The 20,595-nt window shown below is 36.5% G+C and carries 19 protein-coding genes, 1 rRNA gene and 1 other annotated feature; of the genes, 7 read left to right on the top strand and 13 right to left on the bottom strand.

What is annotated here, in order from left to right:
- Nucleotides 1-85: ribosomal RNA gene (locus ACKTSC_RS02995) — 16S ribosomal RNA — on the bottom strand; the annotation flags it as partial.
- A gap of 626 nt (nt 86-711) precedes the next feature.
- Between ACKTSC_RS02995 and croR the strand changes: the two genes are divergently transcribed.
- The 3 genes from croR to serS all read left to right on the top strand — a co-directional run bounded on the left by croR (nt 712) and on the right by serS (nt 4,139).
- Nucleotides 712-1,401, top strand: coding sequence for a response regulator transcription factor CroR (croR, locus tag ACKTSC_RS02990; protein WP_332579949.1), 690 nt, complete (start codon nt 712-714; stop codon nt 1,399-1,401).
- Nucleotides 1,391-2,572 (top strand): sensor histidine kinase, encoded by a 1,182-nt coding sequence (locus tag ACKTSC_RS02985; RefSeq protein ID WP_407856772.1) that lies wholly within the window; start codon nt 1,391-1,393, stop codon nt 2,570-2,572. Before croR ends, ACKTSC_RS02985 begins: the two co-directional genes overlap by 11 nt.
- A 30-nt stretch (nt 2,573-2,602) precedes the next feature.
- Nucleotides 2,603-2,814 (top strand) — a binding site (T-box leader).
- Nucleotides 2,815-2,858: 44 nt separating this feature from the next.
- Entirely contained in the window at nt 2,859-4,139 is a 1,281-nt protein-coding gene (gene serS, locus ACKTSC_RS02980; protein WP_407856771.1) for a serine--tRNA ligase, read from the top strand.
- Between the two features lie 68 nt (nt 4,140-4,207).
- Here the strand turns inward: serS and guaB are convergent, their stop codons facing one another.
- Nucleotides 4,208-5,692, bottom strand: coding sequence for an IMP dehydrogenase (gene guaB, locus ACKTSC_RS02975; RefSeq protein WP_332579946.1), 1,485 nt, complete (start codon nt 5,690-5,692; stop codon nt 4,208-4,210).
- 99 nt (nt 5,693-5,791) lie between these two features.
- A complete protein-coding gene (locus ACKTSC_RS02970; RefSeq protein WP_407855144.1) occupies nt 5,792-6,268 on the bottom strand; it encodes a MerR family transcriptional regulator in 477 nt (158 codons plus the stop codon).
- Nucleotides 6,269-6,413: 145 nt separating this feature from the next.
- Here ACKTSC_RS02970 and ACKTSC_RS02965 point away from each other — a divergent pair, with 145 nt between their 5' ends.
- Together ACKTSC_RS02965 and ACKTSC_RS02960 are read left to right on the top strand one after the other, a co-directional pair.
- Entirely contained in the window at nt 6,414-7,880 is a 1,467-nt protein-coding gene (locus ACKTSC_RS02965; RefSeq protein ID WP_407856770.1) for an MDR family MFS transporter, read from the top strand.
- Nucleotides 7,877-8,584, top strand: a complete 708-nt coding sequence (locus tag ACKTSC_RS02960; RefSeq protein WP_332579943.1) for a DUF4811 domain-containing protein — start codon at nt 7,877-7,879, stop codon at nt 8,582-8,584. Before ACKTSC_RS02965 ends, ACKTSC_RS02960 begins: the two co-directional genes overlap by 4 nt.
- A 41-nt stretch (nt 8,585-8,625) precedes the next feature.
- On the opposite strand, the gene ACKTSC_RS02955 is transcribed toward ACKTSC_RS02960, so the two are convergent.
- The 6 genes from ACKTSC_RS02955 to rsmG all read right to left on the bottom strand — a co-directional run bounded on the left by ACKTSC_RS02955 (nt 8,626) and on the right by rsmG (nt 13,176).
- Nucleotides 8,626-9,330 (bottom strand): DUF1129 domain-containing protein, encoded by a 705-nt coding sequence (locus ACKTSC_RS02955; RefSeq protein ID WP_407855141.1) that lies wholly within the window; start codon nt 9,328-9,330, stop codon nt 8,626-8,628.
- A gap of 12 nt (nt 9,331-9,342) precedes the next feature.
- A complete protein-coding gene (ychF, locus tag ACKTSC_RS02950) occupies nt 9,343-10,443 on the bottom strand; it encodes a redox-regulated ATPase YchF (RefSeq protein ID WP_332579941.1) in 1,101 nt (366 codons plus the stop codon).
- 44 nt (nt 10,444-10,487) lie between these two features.
- Nucleotides 10,488-10,673 carry a DUF951 domain-containing protein gene (locus ACKTSC_RS02945; protein ID WP_407855140.1) on the bottom strand — a complete coding sequence of 62 codons (186 nt, stop codon included), beginning with the start codon at nt 10,671-10,673 and terminating at the stop codon, nt 10,488-10,490.
- Nucleotides 10,674-10,749: 76 nt separating this feature from the next.
- On the bottom strand, nt 10,750-11,640 hold the full coding sequence (locus ACKTSC_RS02940; RefSeq protein ID WP_071858406.1) for a ParB/RepB/Spo0J family partition protein: 891 nt from the start codon (nt 11,638-11,640) through the stop codon (nt 10,750-10,752).
- Nucleotides 11,627-12,394, bottom strand: a complete 768-nt coding sequence (locus ACKTSC_RS02935) for a ParA family protein (protein WP_332579938.1) — start codon at nt 12,392-12,394, stop codon at nt 11,627-11,629. Before ACKTSC_RS02935 ends, ACKTSC_RS02940 begins: the two co-directional genes overlap by 14 nt.
- Before the next feature lie 68 nt (nt 12,395-12,462).
- Entirely contained in the window at nt 12,463-13,176 is a 714-nt protein-coding gene (rsmG, locus tag ACKTSC_RS02930; RefSeq protein ID WP_407856769.1) for a 16S rRNA (guanine(527)-N(7))-methyltransferase RsmG, read from the bottom strand.
- Nucleotides 13,177-13,684: 508 nt separating this feature from the next.
- Here rsmG and aroD point away from each other — a divergent pair.
- A complete protein-coding gene (gene aroD / locus ACKTSC_RS02925) occupies nt 13,685-14,458 on the top strand; it encodes a type I 3-dehydroquinate dehydratase (protein WP_407856768.1) in 774 nt (257 codons plus the stop codon).
- 136 nt (nt 14,459-14,594) lie between these two features.
- Nucleotides 14,595-15,329, top strand: coding sequence for a Tim44 domain-containing protein (locus tag ACKTSC_RS02920; RefSeq protein WP_407856767.1), 735 nt, complete (start codon nt 14,595-14,597; stop codon nt 15,327-15,329).
- 66 nt (nt 15,330-15,395) lie between these two features.
- Here the strand turns inward: ACKTSC_RS02920 and mnmG are convergent, their stop codons facing one another.
- The 4 genes from mnmG to ACKTSC_RS02900 all read right to left on the bottom strand — a co-directional run bounded on the left by mnmG (nt 15,396) and on the right by ACKTSC_RS02900 (nt 20,593).
- Nucleotides 15,396-17,297: a tRNA uridine-5-carboxymethylaminomethyl(34) synthesis enzyme MnmG gene (gene mnmG, locus ACKTSC_RS02915; RefSeq protein ID WP_407856766.1), complete on the bottom strand. Its 1,902-nt coding sequence runs from the start codon at nt 17,295-17,297 to the stop codon at nt 15,396-15,398.
- 18 nt (nt 17,298-17,315) lie between these two features.
- On the bottom strand, nt 17,316-18,713 hold the full coding sequence (gene mnmE / locus ACKTSC_RS02910) for a tRNA uridine-5-carboxymethylaminomethyl(34) synthesis GTPase MnmE (RefSeq protein ID WP_332579933.1): 1,398 nt from the start codon (nt 18,711-18,713) through the stop codon (nt 17,316-17,318).
- A gap of 223 nt (nt 18,714-18,936) precedes the next feature.
- Nucleotides 18,937-19,689, bottom strand: coding sequence for an RNA-binding cell elongation regulator Jag/EloR (gene jag, locus ACKTSC_RS02905; protein ID WP_332579932.1), 753 nt, complete (start codon nt 19,687-19,689; stop codon nt 18,937-18,939).
- Nucleotides 19,690-19,771: 82 nt separating this feature from the next.
- On the bottom strand, nt 19,772-20,593 hold the full coding sequence (locus tag ACKTSC_RS02900; protein WP_332579931.1) for a YidC/Oxa1 family membrane protein insertase: 822 nt from the start codon (nt 20,591-20,593) through the stop codon (nt 19,772-19,774).
- Between the last annotated feature and the right edge of the window lie 2 nt (nt 20,594-20,595).

Genomic DNA, 20,595 nt, shown 5'->3' with positions numbered 1-20,595 from the left:
TCCGGTGAAAGAAAAAGCGTTCGACTTGCATGTATTAGGCACGCCGCCAGCGTTCGTCCTGAGCCAGGATCAAACTCTCATAAAAAGTGTTTGAAACAATCTTGCGATTGTTAAGCTCAATTTTAAAAATTGACTTGCTAGCATATTGCTTGCTATGTTTTGTTTGTTTCTATTAAAAGAAACGCTCTACACATTTGGTTTGTTTTATTCGTTCAGTTTTCAAAGGTCTACATTGTTTGTCGCTTTGTTTCAGCAACTTTTATATCTTAACAGATTTAAAAGTTAATGTCAACAATTTTTTAGAACTTTTTTTGAAGAAGTTTTTAAAATTGTCATTACTGCTTAATGCGACTTTGTTATCTTAACTTATAAATATTTTTTTGTCAATATTTATTTTAGGTGTTCCGAAAAGTTTTCAAAATGTTAACTTACTGTTTCAGAACATAGAATAATATATCAGTTTTAAGCTGATTGGTCAACAAAAACAACGCAATTTATTCATTTTTCTCAAACACGATGAATAAATATAATTTATGTTTTTTTGTTCGTTTTTTTTGAAAAATACTAGTGTAAATTAAGTTTAAAATCGAATTTTTTGGTATTTTATTTTTGATTTTTCATTAACTCGTAGCGTTGTTTTTCGCCTTCTATAGATTTCTTTGGTAAAATGAGGCGTAGTACCATTTATTTATACGGACGGAGGAACACCATATGAAAGTATTAGTTGCAGATGACGATAAAGAAATTGTCGAACTATTAAGTATTTACTTGCATAATGAAGGCTATGAGGTTATTAAAGCCTATGATGGAAAAGAGGCTTTGAGTAAACTTAGAACAGCAAATGATATTGACTTACTTCTATTAGATATTATGATGCCAGTTATGGATGGTATGCAAGTCGTTAAAGAACTTAGAAAAGAATCTCAAATCCCGATTATCATGCTAACCGCAAAAACTACCGATATGGACAAAATCAAAGGTCTGGTCGCCGGAGCTGACGATTATGTTACAAAACCGTTTAATCCTTTAGAAGTGATGGCTCGAGTAAAATCTTTGTTGCGTCGTACAAAGATGCAAGTAGCCGAAGATCAACCAGATATTTTAGAGATCCAATCATTGATCATCAATAAGGATTCTCATGAAGTTAAAACAATAGATGGAAAAGAGATCCAATTGACAGCTTTAGAATTTGGAATTTTGTATTTATTAGCCAGCCACCCTAACCGTGTTTTCAGTGCTGATGAAATTTTTGAACGTGTGTGGAAACAAGAAAGTATTGTATCTGCTAAAACAGTTATGGTACATGTAAGTCATCTACGGGATAAAATCGAAGAAGCTACAAATGGAGAAAAAGTGATTCAAACGGTTTGGGGTGTGGGTTATAAGATTGATGCAAAATAAAATCGAGAAAAAAAAAAGAATCACTCTTACATCAAAGGAAGTCAGTGAATTAATTGCGGAAGGAATCGTTACCGTTATCTTGTTGCTTCTATTAAATGTTGCAATTATGGTTCTTTTTAGCCAAATGCTAAATAATTCGCCTGACTTATCCGATGCTATCTACCGATCAAAAAATATTTTTGCTAACAATTTAGGTAGTGATATTTTTTGGAGTGGACGCAATTTTGTTATTCCCTTTTTCATTGTAATTGATGCCTTAATTATTTTTTGGCGGTTGATTCGTCGTTATCGTCAAATGCAGCTACGACATATCATTAACGAATTGCATTACATTGCTAATGGTAACTATGATTACCGGATTCCTTTTGAGCTTCGTGGTGACCTTAGTAAAGTCGTTGATAGCATTAATGGATTAGTTGACAGTACTGTTGCTGCCATTGAAGATGAACGAGCGATTGAAAAATCAAAAGATGAATTAATTACCAATGTCAGTCATGATATACGTACCCCATTGACTTCAATCATTGGCTATTTAGGGCTGATTGAAGATGGACAGTATCAAAACCCTGATGAATTACTTAAATACACTAGCATTGCCTACAATAAGGCTAAACAGATGAAGTCGCTAGTCGAAGATCTTTTTGAATACTCTAAAGTCCGGCAGCCATCTGTCCCTGTGAATACCGTTTCTTTTGATATGGTTCAGTTATTAGAACAGTTAGCGGCTGACTTTGAATTAGAAGCAAAAAAAAAGAATATCCAAATATTAGTTGAGACCCAAGAGCCATATTTAATCATGGATGGTGACACAGAAAAGTTAGTCCGTGTCTTCAATAATTTGATTACAAATGCGTTCAAATACGGAACTGATGCCGATAAAATCTTGATTGAAATCGAAAAAACTAAGAATGAAGCTGTTGTAACAGTTAGAAACAATGGAAAAGAAATCCCCCGTGAAGCGTTAGATCAATTATTTGATCGCTTTTATCGGGTCGACGAATCTCGCTCTCAAGAAATTAGCGGTACCGGGTTAGGTTTGGCTATTGCTCAAAATATTATCAATCTACATGGTGGCTATATCTATGCACAGTCTAATAAAGAGTGGACCTCTTTTATCATTCACTTGCCACTGTATAAAAACCAAGTGAAGACCCTTCCAGATAATCATTGACTTTAATTTTTTGATTGCTTATACTAAGCTTAATAAGAAATGCAGGAAACCAAGTACTTACGTTTGTTTTTTTAGAGAGTTGATGGCTGGTGAGAATCAACAAAACAACCTAAGGAAATCCAGTTTCATAATCTGCGTTTTTCGAAAGAAGAACCGGGTGACGTCGATAATCGTCTTTCAAGTGCAGCTACTATGCTGAATTTGGGTGGTACCGCGAAATTCAACACTGTTTCGTCCCTATTTACGGGATGAGACGGTGTTTTTTTATTTTAAAGGAGGAAAAAATATGCTAGATGTAAAAATGATTCGTAACAATTTTACCGAAGTAAAAGACAAATTAGTCACACGTGGTGTTAAAGAAGAAATTTTAAAACGCTTCTTAGAACTAGACGAACAACGTCGTCAATTATTAGTTAAAACAGAAGAGTTAAAAAAATATCGGAATGATGTATCAAATGAAATTGCACAATTAAAGCGTGAAAAAAATGATGCGGCTGATAAAATTGCTGAAATGAAAGAAGTCGGTGTTAAAATTAAAGATTTTGATGCACAAGTGGCTGCTATCGATGCACAGTTAACTGAAATTGCTACAACTTTACCTAATCTTCCTCATGATTCTGTTCCTGTCGGTGCTGATGAAGATGATAACGTAGAAGTCCGTCGTTGGAGTACACCACGCGATTTTGATTTTGAACCTCGCCCACATTGGGAAGTAGCTGAAGACCTAGATATTCTAGACTTTGAGCGTGGGGCAAAAGTTTCCGGTAGCCGCTTTGTTTATTACAAAGGTTTGGGCGCTCGATTAGAACGCGCTGTTTACAACTTTATGCTAGATGAACATATCTACGAACAAGGTTATACAGAAATGATTACTCCTTATTTGGTAAACAGCAAATCAATGTTTGGCACAGGTCAATTTCCTAAATTTAAAGAAGATGTCTTTCAAATAGAAGGTCGCGATTTAACGTTAATTCCAACTGCTGAAGTGCCATTGACCAATTATTATGCTGATGAAATCTTAGAAGGCAAAGATCTACCAATTTACTTCACTGCCCTTTCACCTTCTTTCCGTTCTGAAGCTGGAAGTGCCGGTCGCGATACTCGTGGCTTGATTCGTCTGCATCAATTCCACAAAGTAGAAATGGTAAAATTCAGCAACAAAGAAAATTCTTATGATGAATTAGAAAAAATGACGAACAACGCTGAAACAATCCTACAAAAATTAGGCTTACCATATCGTGTAATCACTTTATGTACTGGAGATATGGGCTTCTCTGCTGCTAAAACGTATGATATCGAAGTCTGGGTGCCGGCGCAAAATACCTACCGTGAAATCAGTTCATGCTCTAACTGTGAAGATTTCCAAGCACGTCGAGCAATGATTCGTTACCGCGATGAAGATGGAAAAGTACAATACGCCCATACTTTAAATGGCTCTGGTTTAGCTGTTGGCCGTACTGTCACTGCTATTCTAGAAAATTATCAAAACGAAGATGGAACAGTTACAATTCCGGATGCTTTAGTTCCTTATATGGGTAATGAAAAAGTTATTAAAAAGACTAACTAAGAATCACTACTTTTACTTTGATTTATAGTAAAGAAAAAAGACAGTCAAATGACTGTCTTTTTTTACTTTTATTGTTCTACCGAATAGTTTGGTGCTTCTTTCGTGATTTGAACATCATGTGGATGAGATTCTTTCAAACCATTGCCACTCATTTGAACAAATTGTGCATTCTCACGTAAGCTTTCCAAGTTTGCTGCTCCAACATAACCCATACCAGCTTTCAGTCCGCCGATCATTTGGAAAATGATATCTGCCGCAGTCCCTTTATAGGCTACACGACCTTCAATTCCTTCAGGAACTAATTTATTCGCTTCGTTGACCCCACTTTGGAAGTAACGATCACTCGAACCTTTTTCCATCGCGCCTAGTGAACCCATACCTCGGTATGTTTTAAAGCGACGACCTTGATAGATTTCAAACTCACCTGGAGATTCGTCTGTTCCAGCTAACATTGAGCCTAGCATAACTGCATAACCACCTGCTGCTAAAGCTTTAACGATATCGCCAGAATACTTAATCCCACCATCAGCAATAATTGCTTTTCCATATTGACGAGCAACAGAAGCAGCATCATAAATCGCTGTTAATTGAGGAACACCGACCCCTGCAACTACACGTGTCGTACAGATAGATCCTGGTCCAATACCTACTTTAACTACATCGACACCAGCATCGTATAAAGCTTTGGCACCCTCAGCAGTTGCGATATTTCCAGCAATCAAAGTCGCCTCTGGGAAGGTTTCGCGAATTTCACGAATTTTTCGTAAAACACCTGCACTATGACCATGAGCAGTATCGATCACGATTGCGTCAGCCCCAGCTTCTAACAAAGCTTCTGAACGTTCAAAAGTATCACTCGTAACACCAACTGCTGCAGCCACTAACAAACGGCCATGTTCATCTTTCGCAGCATTGGGGAATTCAATCACTTTTTCGATGTCTTTGATCGTAATCAAGCCACTTAAACGGCCTTCTTCATCTACGATCGGTAATTTTTCAATTTTATGTTTTTGAAGAATCTTTTCTGCATCTTTCAGTTTTGTTCCAACGGGAGCAGTTACTAAACCGTCTTTAGTCATTACTTCATCAATCGCCATTTCATAGTCCGTCACAAAACGCATATCGCGATTTGTAATGATGCCTACTAATTTACGATTTTCTAATGTTTCAACGATAGGCACACCACTGATACGGTAGCGGGCCATTAATTTTTCTGCATCTTGGACTTTATGTTCCGGAGTTAAGAAAAATGGATCAATAATGACACCACTTTCTGACCGTTTTACTTTACGAACCTCATCTGCTTGGGCAGCGATACTCATATTTTTATGGATAACTCCAAGACCACCTTGACGGGCCATCGCAATCGCCATTTTACTATCTGTTACAGTATCCATACTTGCACTCATTAACGGAATGTTCAATTTGATATTTTTAGCCAGTTGTACACTCATATCCACATCATTTGGCAATACGTGACTCTCAGCTGGAATCAATAATACATCATCAAACGTCAAACCTTTTTTCGCAAATTTCGTTTCCCAATTAGACATTATTCGTTACCACTCCTCAGAATTATTTTTAATAAAAAACTTAACAGAATGGCTGATTTAAGTCAATAACTTACGTTTAAATCCTCATCTAACCCTTATTTAATTATTAAGGAACCATGTTTTGATAATTGATTCAGATATCTCTGTTTCACTCTCAATAATTTGATAAGTGACATCCTCGGTCTCTATATCTCGAATCAAATAAAATCCTGCTCGATTTTTAAAGTCATCTAAATGAATAACAAGATAGCGATCAGCAATTTTTTCAATACTTTTGAATGTATCGCGCAAAATAAGTTTAGCTTGATGGATATTTTCTTGGCGTTCACAGGCTTTTGTTACTGCTACTGTCAGCGTATACCCTTCATCTAAAAAAAGTTTGATCATTTCTACTTTAACGACCATCGGTAACTTAAATTTACGATTTCCACTTTTTTCACCCGTTGAACGAATGTATCCCTTTTGTTCCCAATAGCGAATCTGACGTGGAGAAACACCCGTCATTTTACTTAATTCACTAATTCCTACTACGAATTCATCACTTTCTATGAGATGTTGGACTTTATTTTTCTTCAAGACAGATCCCTCTCTTCATCAAATAATTATACTTTCGTTGACGTTTATGTCAAGCAAGTTGACAAAAAATAAAAACAGCGGTAAAGTAGCTATCGGACATTCGTTGTTTCAGAAAATTTCAAAAAAAGAAAGAAGGCGTTAGATCGTGAGTAATAAACAAACGGTCGATATTTACGGTAAGCCTTACAACCGTTCCTTACTAGTCGCTGTGCTATTAATCGGAACCTTCTGTACAGTGCTCAACCAAACACTATTAACAACAGCATTTCCAACTCTAATGAAAGCTTTTGATATATCTGCTTCTAGCGTCCAATGGCTGACTACTGGATTTTTATTGGTAAATGGGATCATGATTCCCATCAGTGCCTGGTTAATCAATAAATTCAGTTCAAAACGTCTCTATATTACTGCTATGATCATCTTTTTGATTGGTACGATCACTTGTTTTGTAGCACCAAACTTTTCTACTTTATTAATTGGACGTTTAGTACAAGCAGCAGGTGTTGGGATCTCAATGCCACTTCTACAAAATATTATGCTTTCTATCTTCCCGCCTGAAAAACGCGGAGCAGCTATGGGTATGGCTGGTGTAGTTATCGGATTAGCTCCCGCATTAGGGCCTACTCTTTCAGGTTGGATCATCGACAATTATACTTGGCGTGATCTTTTCGGTATGGTTATTCCGATTGTAGTCCTAGTATTGGTTCTAGCTGCTTTCTTAATGAAAAGCGTTATCCAATTATCTAATCCAAGTATCGATGTACTTTCTGCTTTCTTATCGACTGCAGGTTTCGGTAGCTTGCTTTATGGCTTCTCTTCAGTCGGTAATGACGGTTGGGGTAGCGTGAAAGTAATCAGCTTCCTAATTGTTGGGATCGTCGTAATTGGTTTATTCGTATGGCGCCAACTACATTTAGAACAACCTTTCTTAGAGTTACGCGTATTCAAGTCTCCAGTATTTACAATTGCCGCGATCTTAAGTGGTGTTGTAAACATGGCAATGGTTGGAGCTGAAATGGTTTTACCATTATATATTCAAAACATTCGTGGCGAATCAGCTTTCCATTCTGGCTTAATGTTATTACCAGGTGCTTTAGTTATGGGGCTTATGATGCCGATTACTGGTGCAATTTTTGATAAACATGGGGCAAAACGTTTGGCAATCGGCGGTATGTTGATTTTAACTGCTGCTACTCTACCTTTTGCATTCTTAACAAAAGATACACCAGTAACAATGATCGTTATCCTGTATGCTATTCGTATGTTTGGTATTTCAATGGTCATGATGCCAGTCACAACTTCAGGTATGAACGCTTTACCAATGAACTTAATCAGTCACGGTACTGCTGTAAATAACACTTTCCGTCAAGTTGCTAGTTCTATCGGTACAGCCATTCTAATTAGCGTGTTGACTAATGTTACAAAAGATAATCTACCAAAAGCAAGTTTATTAAAGGAATTACCTTTAACCTATAAAGATCAAGCTATTAATGCTACTCTATCTGGTTACCATGCAGCTTTTTATGTAGCTGTCATCTTTAGTATTATTGGATTCTTTATCACCTTCTTCTTAAAGGCGAATAAAAAAGTTGAAGGAGGCGTTGCAAAATGATTTTTGCCGTAACAATTATTAGTGTTTTAGCATTTGCTTTAACCAATATATTTGCGAAAAAAATGTGGCATACTGCTCTTTCAATTGTTTTTGCGCTACTTTTTATTGTTAGTTTATGTCTAATTACTGCTAATGACCATTACCACTATGGGATGAAAAAAGTAACTGATACAACCACACAAGCTCTAACTTCAAGTGCTGATAATAAAAATATGAATATGTTACTTTATCAACCATTAGGTAATGGTACTGAAAAAGTTTATATCTATAAAACAAATGAAGCTCAGAAAAAAGCAAAAACAACTGGGACTGAACATGTAACAAATGTAGTCAAAGAAAATCAAACAAAATCACAATTAGAAACTAAAAAGACTTATTGGGTTTATACAAATGATACTGCCAAATTATGGTTTAGTCTTTCTAGCAAAGATCGTCAGCTAGTTAAAGAAAAAAATACTTTTAGCGTTGAAAAAGATTGGGTCGTTTTAAGTACGACACAAGCAAAAAAACTCGCTAAATTAGCAGAAGATCAAAAAGCTACGATGGAAACAGAAGCTAAAGCTTATGTTCAAGAACAAGTGAAAGCTGCTATGATGAAAAATCCTAAAATGGATCAAGCCGAACAACAAAAAGTGATCAAACAAGCTACTGCTGAATATCAACAACAAGCAATGGCTAAGATGATTGCCCAAGCAAAAAAATAAAAAAATAAGGGTCTCCTCATAATGAGGAGACCCTTATTTTTTTATTTACGTGGAGCAGTTGCTAAGCTACTGATAATTCCAAAGCGTTTCTTCAAGTAATAACGAGCAGCTAATGCCAATGCCGACAACACTACTAACACCATTGGATCAAGAATCGGGTTTAATGACTGTGGCAACAACGCCGCGCCATTGAAGACTAAGAACCATACGAGTGTCACTGAACCTAACATAACGATCGTTTTCCATGTTTTTGGTTTCTTTGATTTGTCTGCACCTGGTTGTTCATATTGATAAACAAACAAATACATCATATAAAAGACTAGACCACCAACAGCTGAGGCAATAACCAAAGCGGTCAAACCATAAGTTACTGCTTGTGTTCCACGTGGAACAAATAATCCCATAATTCCTGAAACGATCCCTAATAAACCAAACAACAATAAGAAGTTATCTAACCACATTAAAGAAGCAGTAGAAGATTTCTTTTGTTCTACAGGTTTATCGACGATGTATTCTAATCGTTCTGAGACAGTCCCAAATAATTGACGAGCCGTCTTTCCTGTCTTTTGCTCCTCAACTAATGTCGGAAGCATTTCATTTAAAGCAAGCGTCATCTGTTCATTTGATAAATTTGCCGCTCTTAACGCTTTTTTTAAGTCAAAAATATATTGTTCATTTCGTTTAGTCAATTTCTCTTCAAGCTGATCATTCTCTAAACTCAAAGCTTGCAACTTTTCTAACTCCATCTTATTTCCTCCCTAAACGTTGAAACGGAATAACATTACATCGCCGTCTTGAACAACATAATCTTTTCCTTCCAGTCTTACACGTCCAGCTTCTTTTGCTGCGTGCATACTGCCATATTTATTTAAGTCTTCAAAAGAAACAGTTTCTGCACGAATGAATCCGCGCTCAAAATCAGTATGAATGATCCCCGCTGCTTGAGGAGCCTTCATCCCTTTGCGGAATGTCCAAGCACGAACTTCTTGTTCACCTGCAGTGAAGTAAGTAGCCAAACCTAATAGATCATAAGCTGTACGAATCAATTGATCTAAGCCTGATTCTTCAATTCCCATTGCTTCTAAGAATTCAGCTTTGTCCTCTTCTTCTAATTCAGCAATCTCTTCTTCTGCTTCTGCGCACACAACGATCACTTCTGAGTGTTCACTTGCTGCAAAATTACGAACAGTTTGAACATAGTTGTTGCTTTCAGGATCGGCTACAGTATCTTCATCTACATTAGCTACGTATAAAACAGGTTTGCTTGTTAACAGGAACAGACCTTTGACAATTTGTTGTTCATCTTCTGTAAATTCAATCGTGCGAGCAGATTGGCCTTCTTCTAACACAGGTTTTAATTTATCTAAAACTGCTAGTTCAGCGACTGCATTTTTTTCTTTCGTTCTTGCAACTTTTGCCACGCGAGTATAACGTTTATTTACAGAGTCTAAATCAGCTAAAACTAATTCTAAATTGATCGTTTCGATGTCTTCTAACGGGTCCACACGACCTTCTACGTGTGTAATGTTTTCATTATCGAAACAACGAACAACATGACAAATAGCATCAACTTGTCGAATATGACTTAAGAATTGGTTCCCTAAACCTTCACCTTTGCTAGCACCTTTGACGATTCCAGCAATATCAGTAAATTCAAAAGTAGTTGGAACTGTTTTTTTAGGTTGAACTAGCTCTGTCAAACGTTCTAGACGCCAATCTGGAACTTCTACCATTCCTACATTGGGATCGATTGTAGCAAAGGGATAATTAGCAGCTTCTGCCCCCGCTTTAGTAATTGCATTAAACAAAGTTGACTTACCGACGTTTGGTAAGCCTACGATTCCGGCTGTTAAGGCCATAATTTACTTCACTCTTTCTCTATTAATTTAGCTTATTCTTACGGCTAATCCTCTTTTTTAACAAGGACTTTTTTCATTTTTTTATCAAAATCACGACGTGTCATCATTACAATATGTCCGCAATTAACACACTTGATTTTTATATCAGCACCCATGCGAATAATTTCCCAGCGATTTGTCTGACAGGCATGAGGTTTTTTCATTTCTACGATATCACCTAAATCATACATCTGGTAAATCCTCCTCTAGCTCGTTATAGATCACAACAATCGAATTATAACATTGGATTGTATGTGATTAATTATTTTAAGACTCATCGAAATGGATATTTAAGATATCTAGGATACGTGTCAAATCAGAAGGCGACAAATATTCAATTGCAATTTTTCCTTTGCCGTCTTTTTCAACGATTTCGACACCCGTACCAAATTTATCCATTAATCGATCTTCGCTTTCTCTTAAGTAATAAGGTTTTTCCTTAGTCAAACGTGGACCTTTTTTCTTGTCCTTAGCTTTTCCTTCATTGTATTCACTAACGATTTGTTCTAATTGACGAACGGTTAGATTTTCTTTCACTGCTCGATTAGCTAATTTTAGAATTTGATCTTTTTTCTTTAATCCTAATAATGTACGGGCTTGTCCCATCGATAAACGTTCATCTTGGACCATTTCTTTTACCAATTTAGGTAATGTCAATAGGCGTAAATAATTCGCGATATAGGGACGGCTTTTTCCTAGTCGGTTCGCAACATCCGCCTGTGTCAATTTCAGATTTTTCATCAGCATCTCGTAAGCTTCTGCTTCTTCTAACGGATTTAAATCTTCTCGTTGCAAGTTTTCTAATACAGCAATCTGCATCATTGCTTCTTCATCAAATTCACGAATAATAGCTGGAACTGTTTCTTTACCCGCTAATTTAGAAGCTCTGAAACGTCGTTCACCCGCAATAAGCTCGTAACCTTTTACTGCTGATTTTCTAACAATGATCGGCTGAAAGACACCAGATTGTTCAATCGAATTCGCTAATTCTTGTAAGCTGTTTTCGTCAAAAGATTTACGTGGTTGGTACGGGTTAGGACGTAAATCACTCAATGGAAGCTCAACTACTTGATCTCGTTTTACATCAACCTCTTCGATCTCTGAAAGATCTTGAAATAAAGCATCAATTCCACGACCCAAACCTTTATTTTTGCTCACGAACTAACACTTCCTTTGCTAAAGCTTGATAGACTTCAGCACCTTTAGAGCGAGGATCATAATCTATGATCGGCTTGCCATGACTAGGCGCTTCAGATAAACGAACATTTCTAGGAATAATGGTATCATAAACTTTTTCTTGGAAATAACGTCGAACCTCTTCTACTACTTCTGCGCCAAGATTCGTACGCGCATCGAACATGGTCAACAATACGCCTTCAATTTCTAATTCTGGATTAAAATGTTTTTGAACTAAGCGAACGGTATTCAACAATTGGCTCAATCCTTCTAGTGCATAATACTCACACTGAACAGGGATCAAAATAGCATCACTGGCCGTAAAAGCATTGATAGTCAAATGTCCTAACGAAGGTGGACAATCAATCAAAATGAAATCATACTCATCGTTCACATCTTCTAATGCACTTTTTAAACGGGATTCCCTCGCCATCATTGATGTTAGTTCAATCTCAGCACCTGCCAATTGTAATGTTGCCGGTACAATCGATAAATTTTCTCTTGTTGTTTCAAGGATTGTTTCTTTGATAGGAACTTCATTGACTAAAACGTCATAAATATCTTGTTTCACGTCTGGTTTACGTACGCCTAATCCGCTAGTAGCATTTCCTTGCGCGTCACTATCGATCAATAAGACTTTTTTACCGACATAAGCTAAACAAGCACCTAGGTTGACAGTAGTGGTGGTTTTACCTACACCGCCTTTTTGGTTTGCAACAGATATGATCCGTGCCATCTGATTTCCTCCTACTTCTTACTCATAAAATTTCCTTGATTATTTAGTAAAAATGAATAAATTTTCTATTATTTTAATGGTTGCTTATTAGGCAAACCTGGTTTACGAGGATATTTCTTTGGTGTCTCTTTTTTCTTCTGGATGGTGATAATATGACGAGTATCACCATTCGGTAATGAGACGTCTTCAGCTTGAATCAATTTTCCACCTAACAATGCAATTGCTGGCTTGGCTTCGACTAATTCCTCATCACTTTTTGCAGCTTTTAAAGCAAAGAAATAGCCATCTTTTTTTACTAACGGAACACAAAGTTCTGTTAATACATTCAGACGGGCAACAGCGCGAGCTGTCACGAAATCAAATGATTCACGATATTCTTTATTTTGTCCAAATGTTTCCGCACGATCATGATAAAGAGAAACACCTTTTAGTTCTAGTGCCTCAACTAATGTCGATAAAAACGTAATTCGTTTGTTTAAAGAATCAACAATCGTGATTTCCAAATCTGGAAAAACAATCTTTAATGGAATACTAGGGAATCCAGCCCCAGAACCGACATCACATAATTTGCCTTGGGGCTCAAACGTATCTGAAAAAGCCAAAGTAATCGAATCATAGAAGTGTTTCAAATAAACTTCTTGAAGTTCCGTGATAGCTGTAAGATTCATTTTTTGATTCCACTCAACTAATAATTCAAAATAAGTCGCAAATTGTTCCATCTGAAACTCCGAAAGCGGGAGTCCCAATTTCTCTAATTCAACTTGAAATTCTTCTGGTGTCATAAGAAATCCTTTCATTTTTGTGAAACAGAAAAATGTTTCACAGACTATCCTCTACTTTAACGCAAATTAGCGTTTCATGCAATGGCTTACGCATGTTTCACAAAGGGATTAAGAAAGAATTAATGCTAGATATCTTATCATCAAGTTAAAGCAAAAAATCCAATTACATATAGAGGTAATTAAAATATTTATATATACAGGTATTTGAGAATACAAAACTTCTTATCGCACTGCTACTAATCAATTTGCCTAAACTACACCTACCATTTGTGATTAAAGTAATTTAAAAAAAGCTTTTAAATAGACGTTTTTTTTAACAATATGTCTAATTAGTGATTTTTTAACAATCACGGCGTTGGAGAAAACGCTTAGATTGTTACTTTTTGAACAAATTTTATTTTTTGTATTCAGTAATTAATTAGTGTCAAAGATTCATACGTACAGTACAATAATAAAATATTCTATAGCAAATAGTTATAAAACCTAATTTGAAATCAGAGGTGTCTAAATGAATACCCTAACTATAAACGATGTAACTCTTGGAGAAGGATTACCTAAGATAATCGTTCCCTTAATAGCTGCGACTAAAAATCAGTTAATAAGTGATGCAAAAGAAGTTTGTCAGTCAAATTGTGATCTTATAGAATGGCGAATTGATTTTTTTGAAGATGTAAAACAGCCAAAAATCGTTGCTAACGTTTCTCATACTTTACGAAAAATAATCGACAAACCTTTACTTATAACTTTCCGTACCCATAAAGAAGGGGGAGAACTAGAATTAAGTAATGATGCGTATTTTGAGCTTTATCGCGTGTTGATCAATGAGGGGGCAGCAGATTTGATTGATTTAGAGTTATTTATGCCTGCTGAAAACATAAAAAAGACAATAAACTTAGCACACAAAAAAAATATAAAAGTTATTTTATGCAATCATGATTTCGATAGTACCCCTTCAAAAGAAGAAATCATTTCTCGATTAAGACAGATGCAGGATAAAGGAGCAGATATTTGTAAAATAGCTGTTATGCCAAATACTAGAAAAGATGTTTTAACCTTATTAGATGCTACTCGTGACATGTTTGAAAATTATGCAAAATGTCCTTTAATCACTATGTCTATGGGCGATTTAGGAATGATTAGTCGTATTGCTGGGCATACATTTGGATCAGTAGCAACATTTGGTTCTATAAGGACTGCTTCTGCCCCAGGACAGATCCCTGTCACAGAATTGCGTAATCTATTGCAAACACTCGCTTTACCAACTGAAAAATCAGATATATGATTGTATAAAACGATTAAAATGTTTCACATGAAACACCTATTTTTAGTTTTTCCCGCTTGATAAAAATTTTTTCATTTAATTCTCTTAATATGAACTATCAGCTATACTAAAGCAAATCTATAACAAGGAGTGTCAAATGAAAAAAATAGTCATTTTGATTGCTTTTATTTTTCTATTTTTAACAGCTTTCCCTTCGCATTCAACGGCAGTTGCTGGCGGCCATAGTGGAGGAAGTATCAGCCATGGTTCTAGCTCTCATGGTAGCAGAAGTACCAGCTTTGGAGGCTCCCATCGATCAAAAACTTATTATTCAAGCGGCATTAGTTTCCTTTCACCATTCCGAACCTTTTTTTTATATTTCCTTTTTATAGGAACTGTTGGCCTATCGTTAATTGGAAAAAAAGTACAATCTTATCGAGCAGCTACAACTGCTAAACAAGATTTTTTACTCTCTCTGCCTGGTAACAAACAAAAGAAACAACATTTGATTCAAGAAATCAAAAAAAATTTTTTAACCATTCAAAATGCTTGGAATCAGAGTAATTTAGCTATGGCCAAACATTGCTATAGTCCTACTCTTTATCAAAATCATTTAAGTATTTTAGAAACACAACAGAGTCAAGGGATTAGGAATCGAACAGAAAAGATCACATTAAAGAAACTATCTAATTTTCGTCTTATCCACGAGGATAGTTTCTCAGTCCAACTTTATTTCACTTGTTTGGATTATGAAGAATTAGTGGACACAGGTAGAGTAATCTCGGGCAGCAAGCGAAAAAAACAAGCTTTCTTACAAACTTGGTATTTTGATTATGATGCTATTGATGAATGTTGGAAAGCCGATTTTATCCAACCAATTAATTTGAATTAATTTAATAAAAAAAAGCGGTCAGTCCCTAACATTTAATTAGGTACTGGCCGCTTTTTTCACTAAGAATTATACGTTTTCACTATCTACTTTAGCAATCTTTCCTTGTTCAATATAAACCATTAAAATACTGATATCCGCTGGATTTACTCCGCTGATACGACTAGCTTGAGCTATTGTTTCAGGTTGGATTTTTTGTAGTTTTTGTTTTGCTTCTGTTGCTAATCCATTGATAGCTGAATAATCGATCCGATCAGGAATACGTTTTGCTTCCATCCGTTTCAATTTTCCTACCTTTTCCATCGCTTTTTTGATGTAGCCTTCATATTTTATTTGAATCTCTACTTGTTCAATTTCTTTATTATCCAGTTCATTATTTTCAGGGATGAATTGCAGTAATTCTTGATAAGAAATTTCCGGACGCTTCAAGAAATCATTAGCTAAAACACCGTCTTTTAATTCTGCGCTATTTTTAGCTCGTAAGAAGCTTTGAACGTCTTCGTTAGGTTTTATCCTAATTGTTTGTAATCGAGCCATCTCAGCCTCAATATGGCCTTTTTTGATTAGATATGCTTGATATTCTTCTTCTTCCACTAAACCAATCTTATGTCCGGTTTCTGTTAAACGTAAATCCGCATTATCATGACGCAAAATCAACCGGTATTCTGCTCTAGAAGTTAATAGACGATAAGGTTCATTAGTTCCTTTGGTTACTAAGTCATCGATCATAACACCAATATAGCCATCGCTACGTTTCATAATGAATGGTGCTTTTCCTTGGATTTTTAGAGCGGCATTAATTCCGGCCATCAATCCTTGACCTGCAGCTTCTTCATATCCACTAGTTCCGTTTGTTTGTCCCGCAGTATACAAATTTTCAATCACTTTTGTTTCAAGGGTTGGACGTAATTGATGTGGTGCGACCATATCATATTCAATAGCGTAGCCCGTACGCATCATCTCTGCGTTTTCTAGTCCTTCGATTGAGTGCAAAACGTCATTTTGTACATCTTCTGGTAATGATGTAGACAATCCTTGAACATATACTTCTTCTGTATTCCGTCCTTCAGGTTCTAAAAATAATTGATGACGTTCTTTGTCTGCAAAACGAACAATCTTATCTTCGATCGATGGACAATAACGAGCACCCACTCCATCAACAATACCCGTAAACATTGGTGCACGATGAAGGTTATTTTGAATGATTTCATGACTTTTTAGATTTGTATACGTTAGCCAGCAAGGAATTTGATCTTTCAAATACACGCTGTCCGGAGTTTGATAACTAAAGTGATTTGGCTTTTCATCGCCAGGTTGAATTTCTGTTTTATTATAATCAATCGACCCAGATTTTACTCGTGGTGGAGTACCCGTTTTAAAGCGATGAATTTCCAAGCCTAATTCTTGAAGATGATCCGCTAATTTGATTGAAGGTTGAGAGTTATTGGGACCTGATGAATATTTTAATTCTCCGATGATGATTTCACCTCGTAAAGCTGTTCCTGCAGTAATTATCACTGCTTGCGCGGAATAAACGGCTCCAGTTGAAGTGATAACCCCTTTACAAACACCATCCTCTACTACTAGACGATCCACTACACCTTGTTTTAAGGTTAAATTTTCTTCTTTTTCAATCGTATGTTTCATTTCCTCTGCATAAGCATGCTTGTCTGCTTGCGCTCTCAATGCACGGACGGCTGGGCCTTTACCCGTATTCAGCATTCTCATCTGAATATACGTTTTATCGATATTACGTCCCATTTCACCACCCAATGCATCAATTTCTCGTACTACAACGCCTTTAGCTGGCCCACCGATCGAAGGATTACACGGCATAAATGCAACCATGTCTAAATTAATCGTTATTAATAACGTTTTTTGTCCCATCCGCGCAGCTGCAAGAGCAGCTTCTGAACCGGCATGTCCGGCACCAACGACGATTACATCATAATTTCCTGCTTTGTATTCCATATTGTTGCTCCTCTTCTTCTATTTCCCTAGACAGAATTGACTAAATAATTGTGTGATCAATTCATCCTGAACACTATCTCCCACGATTTCTCCTAAATAATCCCAACAACGTGTCATATCAATTTGAACTAAATCGACAGGCATACCTGCTATGATGCCATTTCGAACCTCGCCCAATGATTGACCTGCTTTTTCAAGCAAGGCAATATGACGTGTATTAGAAACATAGGTTGCATCTTTTTCACCTGTTTGACCACCAAAAAATAGTTTCGCAATCGCTTCTTCTAATTGATCTAATCCAGCTTTTTCTAATACTGAGATTGCAAAAACTTCATCTCTGCCTAAATAGGCAGCTAAATCACTTTGAGAAAGCTGGCTTGGTAAATCAGTTTTATTAAGTAAAACAATCCGTTTCAAGCCATTCGTTGCCTCAAGTAATGCTTTGTCTTCTGCAGTCAATGCTTCGCTTTGATTTAAAACTAATAAAATTAAATCCGCTTCACTCAATGCTTTTCGACTACGCTCTACTCCGATTTTTTCAACAACATCATCTGTTTCACGGATTCCCGCTGTATCAATCAATTTTAGAGGCACACCGCGAACGTTCACATATTCCTCGATCACATCACGAGTCGTTCCAGCTATTTCGGTAACGATTGCCTTTTCTTCATGTAGTAGATAGTTCAATAAACTCGATTTCCCAACATTAGGACGACCTATAATCGCAGTGCTCAAACCTTCGCGTAAAATCTTTCCTTGTTTAGCATTCAATAATAAAGCATCGATCTGTTGACCCACTTGCTGCGCTTTTTCCAATAATAATTGAGTCGTTAATTCTTCGACGTCATCATATTCTGGATAGTCAATATTCACTTCGACTTGAGCAAGCGTTTGTAAAATTTCTTGACGCAAACTACGAATTAAGTGTGATAAATTCCCGTCTAATTGATTGATAGCGATATTCATTGCTTTATCTGTTTTTGCTCGAATAAGATCCATTACCGCTTCGGCTTGAGATAAATCTACTCGACCATTTAAAAAAGCACGTTTGGTAAATTCGCCTGGTTCAGCTAGACGTGCCCCCGAACGTAAAACCAATTGTAACAACTGATTGACTACTACGATCCCTCCATGACAGTTTATCTCAACGATGTCTTCACGGGTGAAGGTCTTGGGTGCACGCATTACGCTGACCATAACCTCATCAACAATTTGCTGATCGGAAGGATCAACAATATGTCCATAATGGATCGTATGTGACGAAACATCTACTAAACTTTTTTTTCCGCTGCGGTAAATGCTATCTGCAATTTGTACCGCTTGATCACCACTTAAGCGTACAATACTGATTGCACCCTCACCCGGCGGTGTTGAAATTGCTGCGATCGTATCAAATTCTAATGTGATCTCTGCCACTGTTATTCCTCCTATTAAATCCTTTTTGAACATAAAAAAAGTGCCTACTCCACCCCTTATCCTAAGGAGTAGATTGAGCACTTTGACTGCTTATTCTACAAAATTCTGGTGTTAGATTAGCATACTTTTCTCAACAATTCAAGCACACGTTCTGAAACCCTTGTATTTCCCAAATTTTTATGAAGAAAAAAAGAGTAAGCTTCACCTACTCTTTTCTCTTTCATTAAAAATATTTTTTAGCTGGTTCAACAACTAAATAGCGATAAGGATCTTCTCCTTCAGAATGGGTTTTGATGTAATCATCTTTACTCAAAGCTGCATGGATCATTTTCCGTTCAAAGGCAGGCATCGGCTCTAAAAAGACTGGACGACCTGTTTCTTTCACTTTTTCAGCAGTTCGTTTAGCCAATCGAGTCAATACTTCTTCTCGTTTTTGGCGATAGTTACCAACATTTACCACAACGGATAATTTTTCTTTGGCTACTCGATGCAAAAAAACTTGCGCCAAGTATTGTAAAGCATTTAAAATTTTTCCATGTTTTCCAATCAACATTCCTTGCTTGCTAGTTTCTAAATCCATTATAATCAAACCATTTGATTCATGTCGGATCTTAACAAGTGCGGGTACTCCCATTTCATTCGTAACATTGGTCAAATAAAGTGCTAGCTCTTTCACCGCTGCATCTCCATCCAAATCAACTAATAAATCCGTTGATTCAGCGGAATCAGTAGTTTCCGACACTCCAGCAAGCGGCTCTGGATCTACCGGAGTCTCTTCTGTCAATTCAGAAGTAACAATCGGTTCTTCTATTTCAATGGGTTCAATCGAAACACGTGCATCTTTTTTCCCCATACCTAAAAATCCCTTTTTAGCATCTGTCAAAATATCAATAGTAACTGCTTCTTTTTTCAACCCCAAGTCATTTAAACCTTGAGAAATGGCTTCATCAATTGTTGGCCCTTCATAAATAGGCATTTATTAAACCTCCTTACCTGTATTGAATGATTTTTTTAAATCATATAAATTAATAGTGAAATGTTTGAAAAACGGAGTGCTTTTAATTCTTGCGTTTTTTCTTTGGACGTTTAGCTTTTTCTAGTGCACGTTCTCTATCTCGGATTTGACGCGCTGCTTCCTCACGTTCGCGACGAATCTTAAATGGATTGTTGATCAATAATGTTTGGACAACTTGGAAAGCATTCGAGATCACCCAGTAAAGTGATAACCCACTAGCCAAATTCAAAGCCATTACAAAAATCATAACTGGCATTGCAAAATTCATGACTTTCATTGAAGCGTTTGATTCAATTTGACTCATGCTAGATAGATACGTACTTGCAAAAGTAAATACCGCGGCAAGAATCGGTAAAATAAAGTATGGATCAGATTGACTCAAATTCAACCATAAGAAATGACCTGAACGTAATTCAGGAATTCTTAAAATCGCTTGATACAAAGCCATCATTACTGGCATTTGTACTAACAGCGGCAAACAGCCCGCGTAAGGGTTAACATTATTTTCTGCGTAAAGTTTTTTCGTTTCTGCTTGAAGCTTTTGCTGTGTTTCTTGATCACGGGAACTGTACTGTTGTTGCAATGCCTTTAATTTAGGCTGGAGCTCCTGTGTTTTTCGCATACTTTTGGTCTGGAAATGCATTAAAGGCATCAAAATTACTCGAATGATAATCGTAAATAAGATGATTCCTATTCCGACATTACCAAATGATAAGCCTTTGATTGCTTGACCGAAGTAATAAACGATGTAACGATCCCACACGCCCGTACTGTGTGCACTTACTTGGCTTGTTCCACAAGCAGACAACAAGAAGACTAAACTTAACAATCCTGTCATCAATAATATTCTTTTGTATTTCTTCACGT

Source organism: Enterococcus hailinensis (genome assembly GCF_045862035.1).
Taxonomy (GTDB): Bacteria; Bacillota; Bacilli; order Lactobacillales; family Enterococcaceae; genus Enterococcus_A; species Enterococcus_A hailinensis.
The sequence above is the reverse complement of the archived record's forward strand: the minus strand, read 5'-3'. Positions and strand labels throughout refer to the sequence as shown.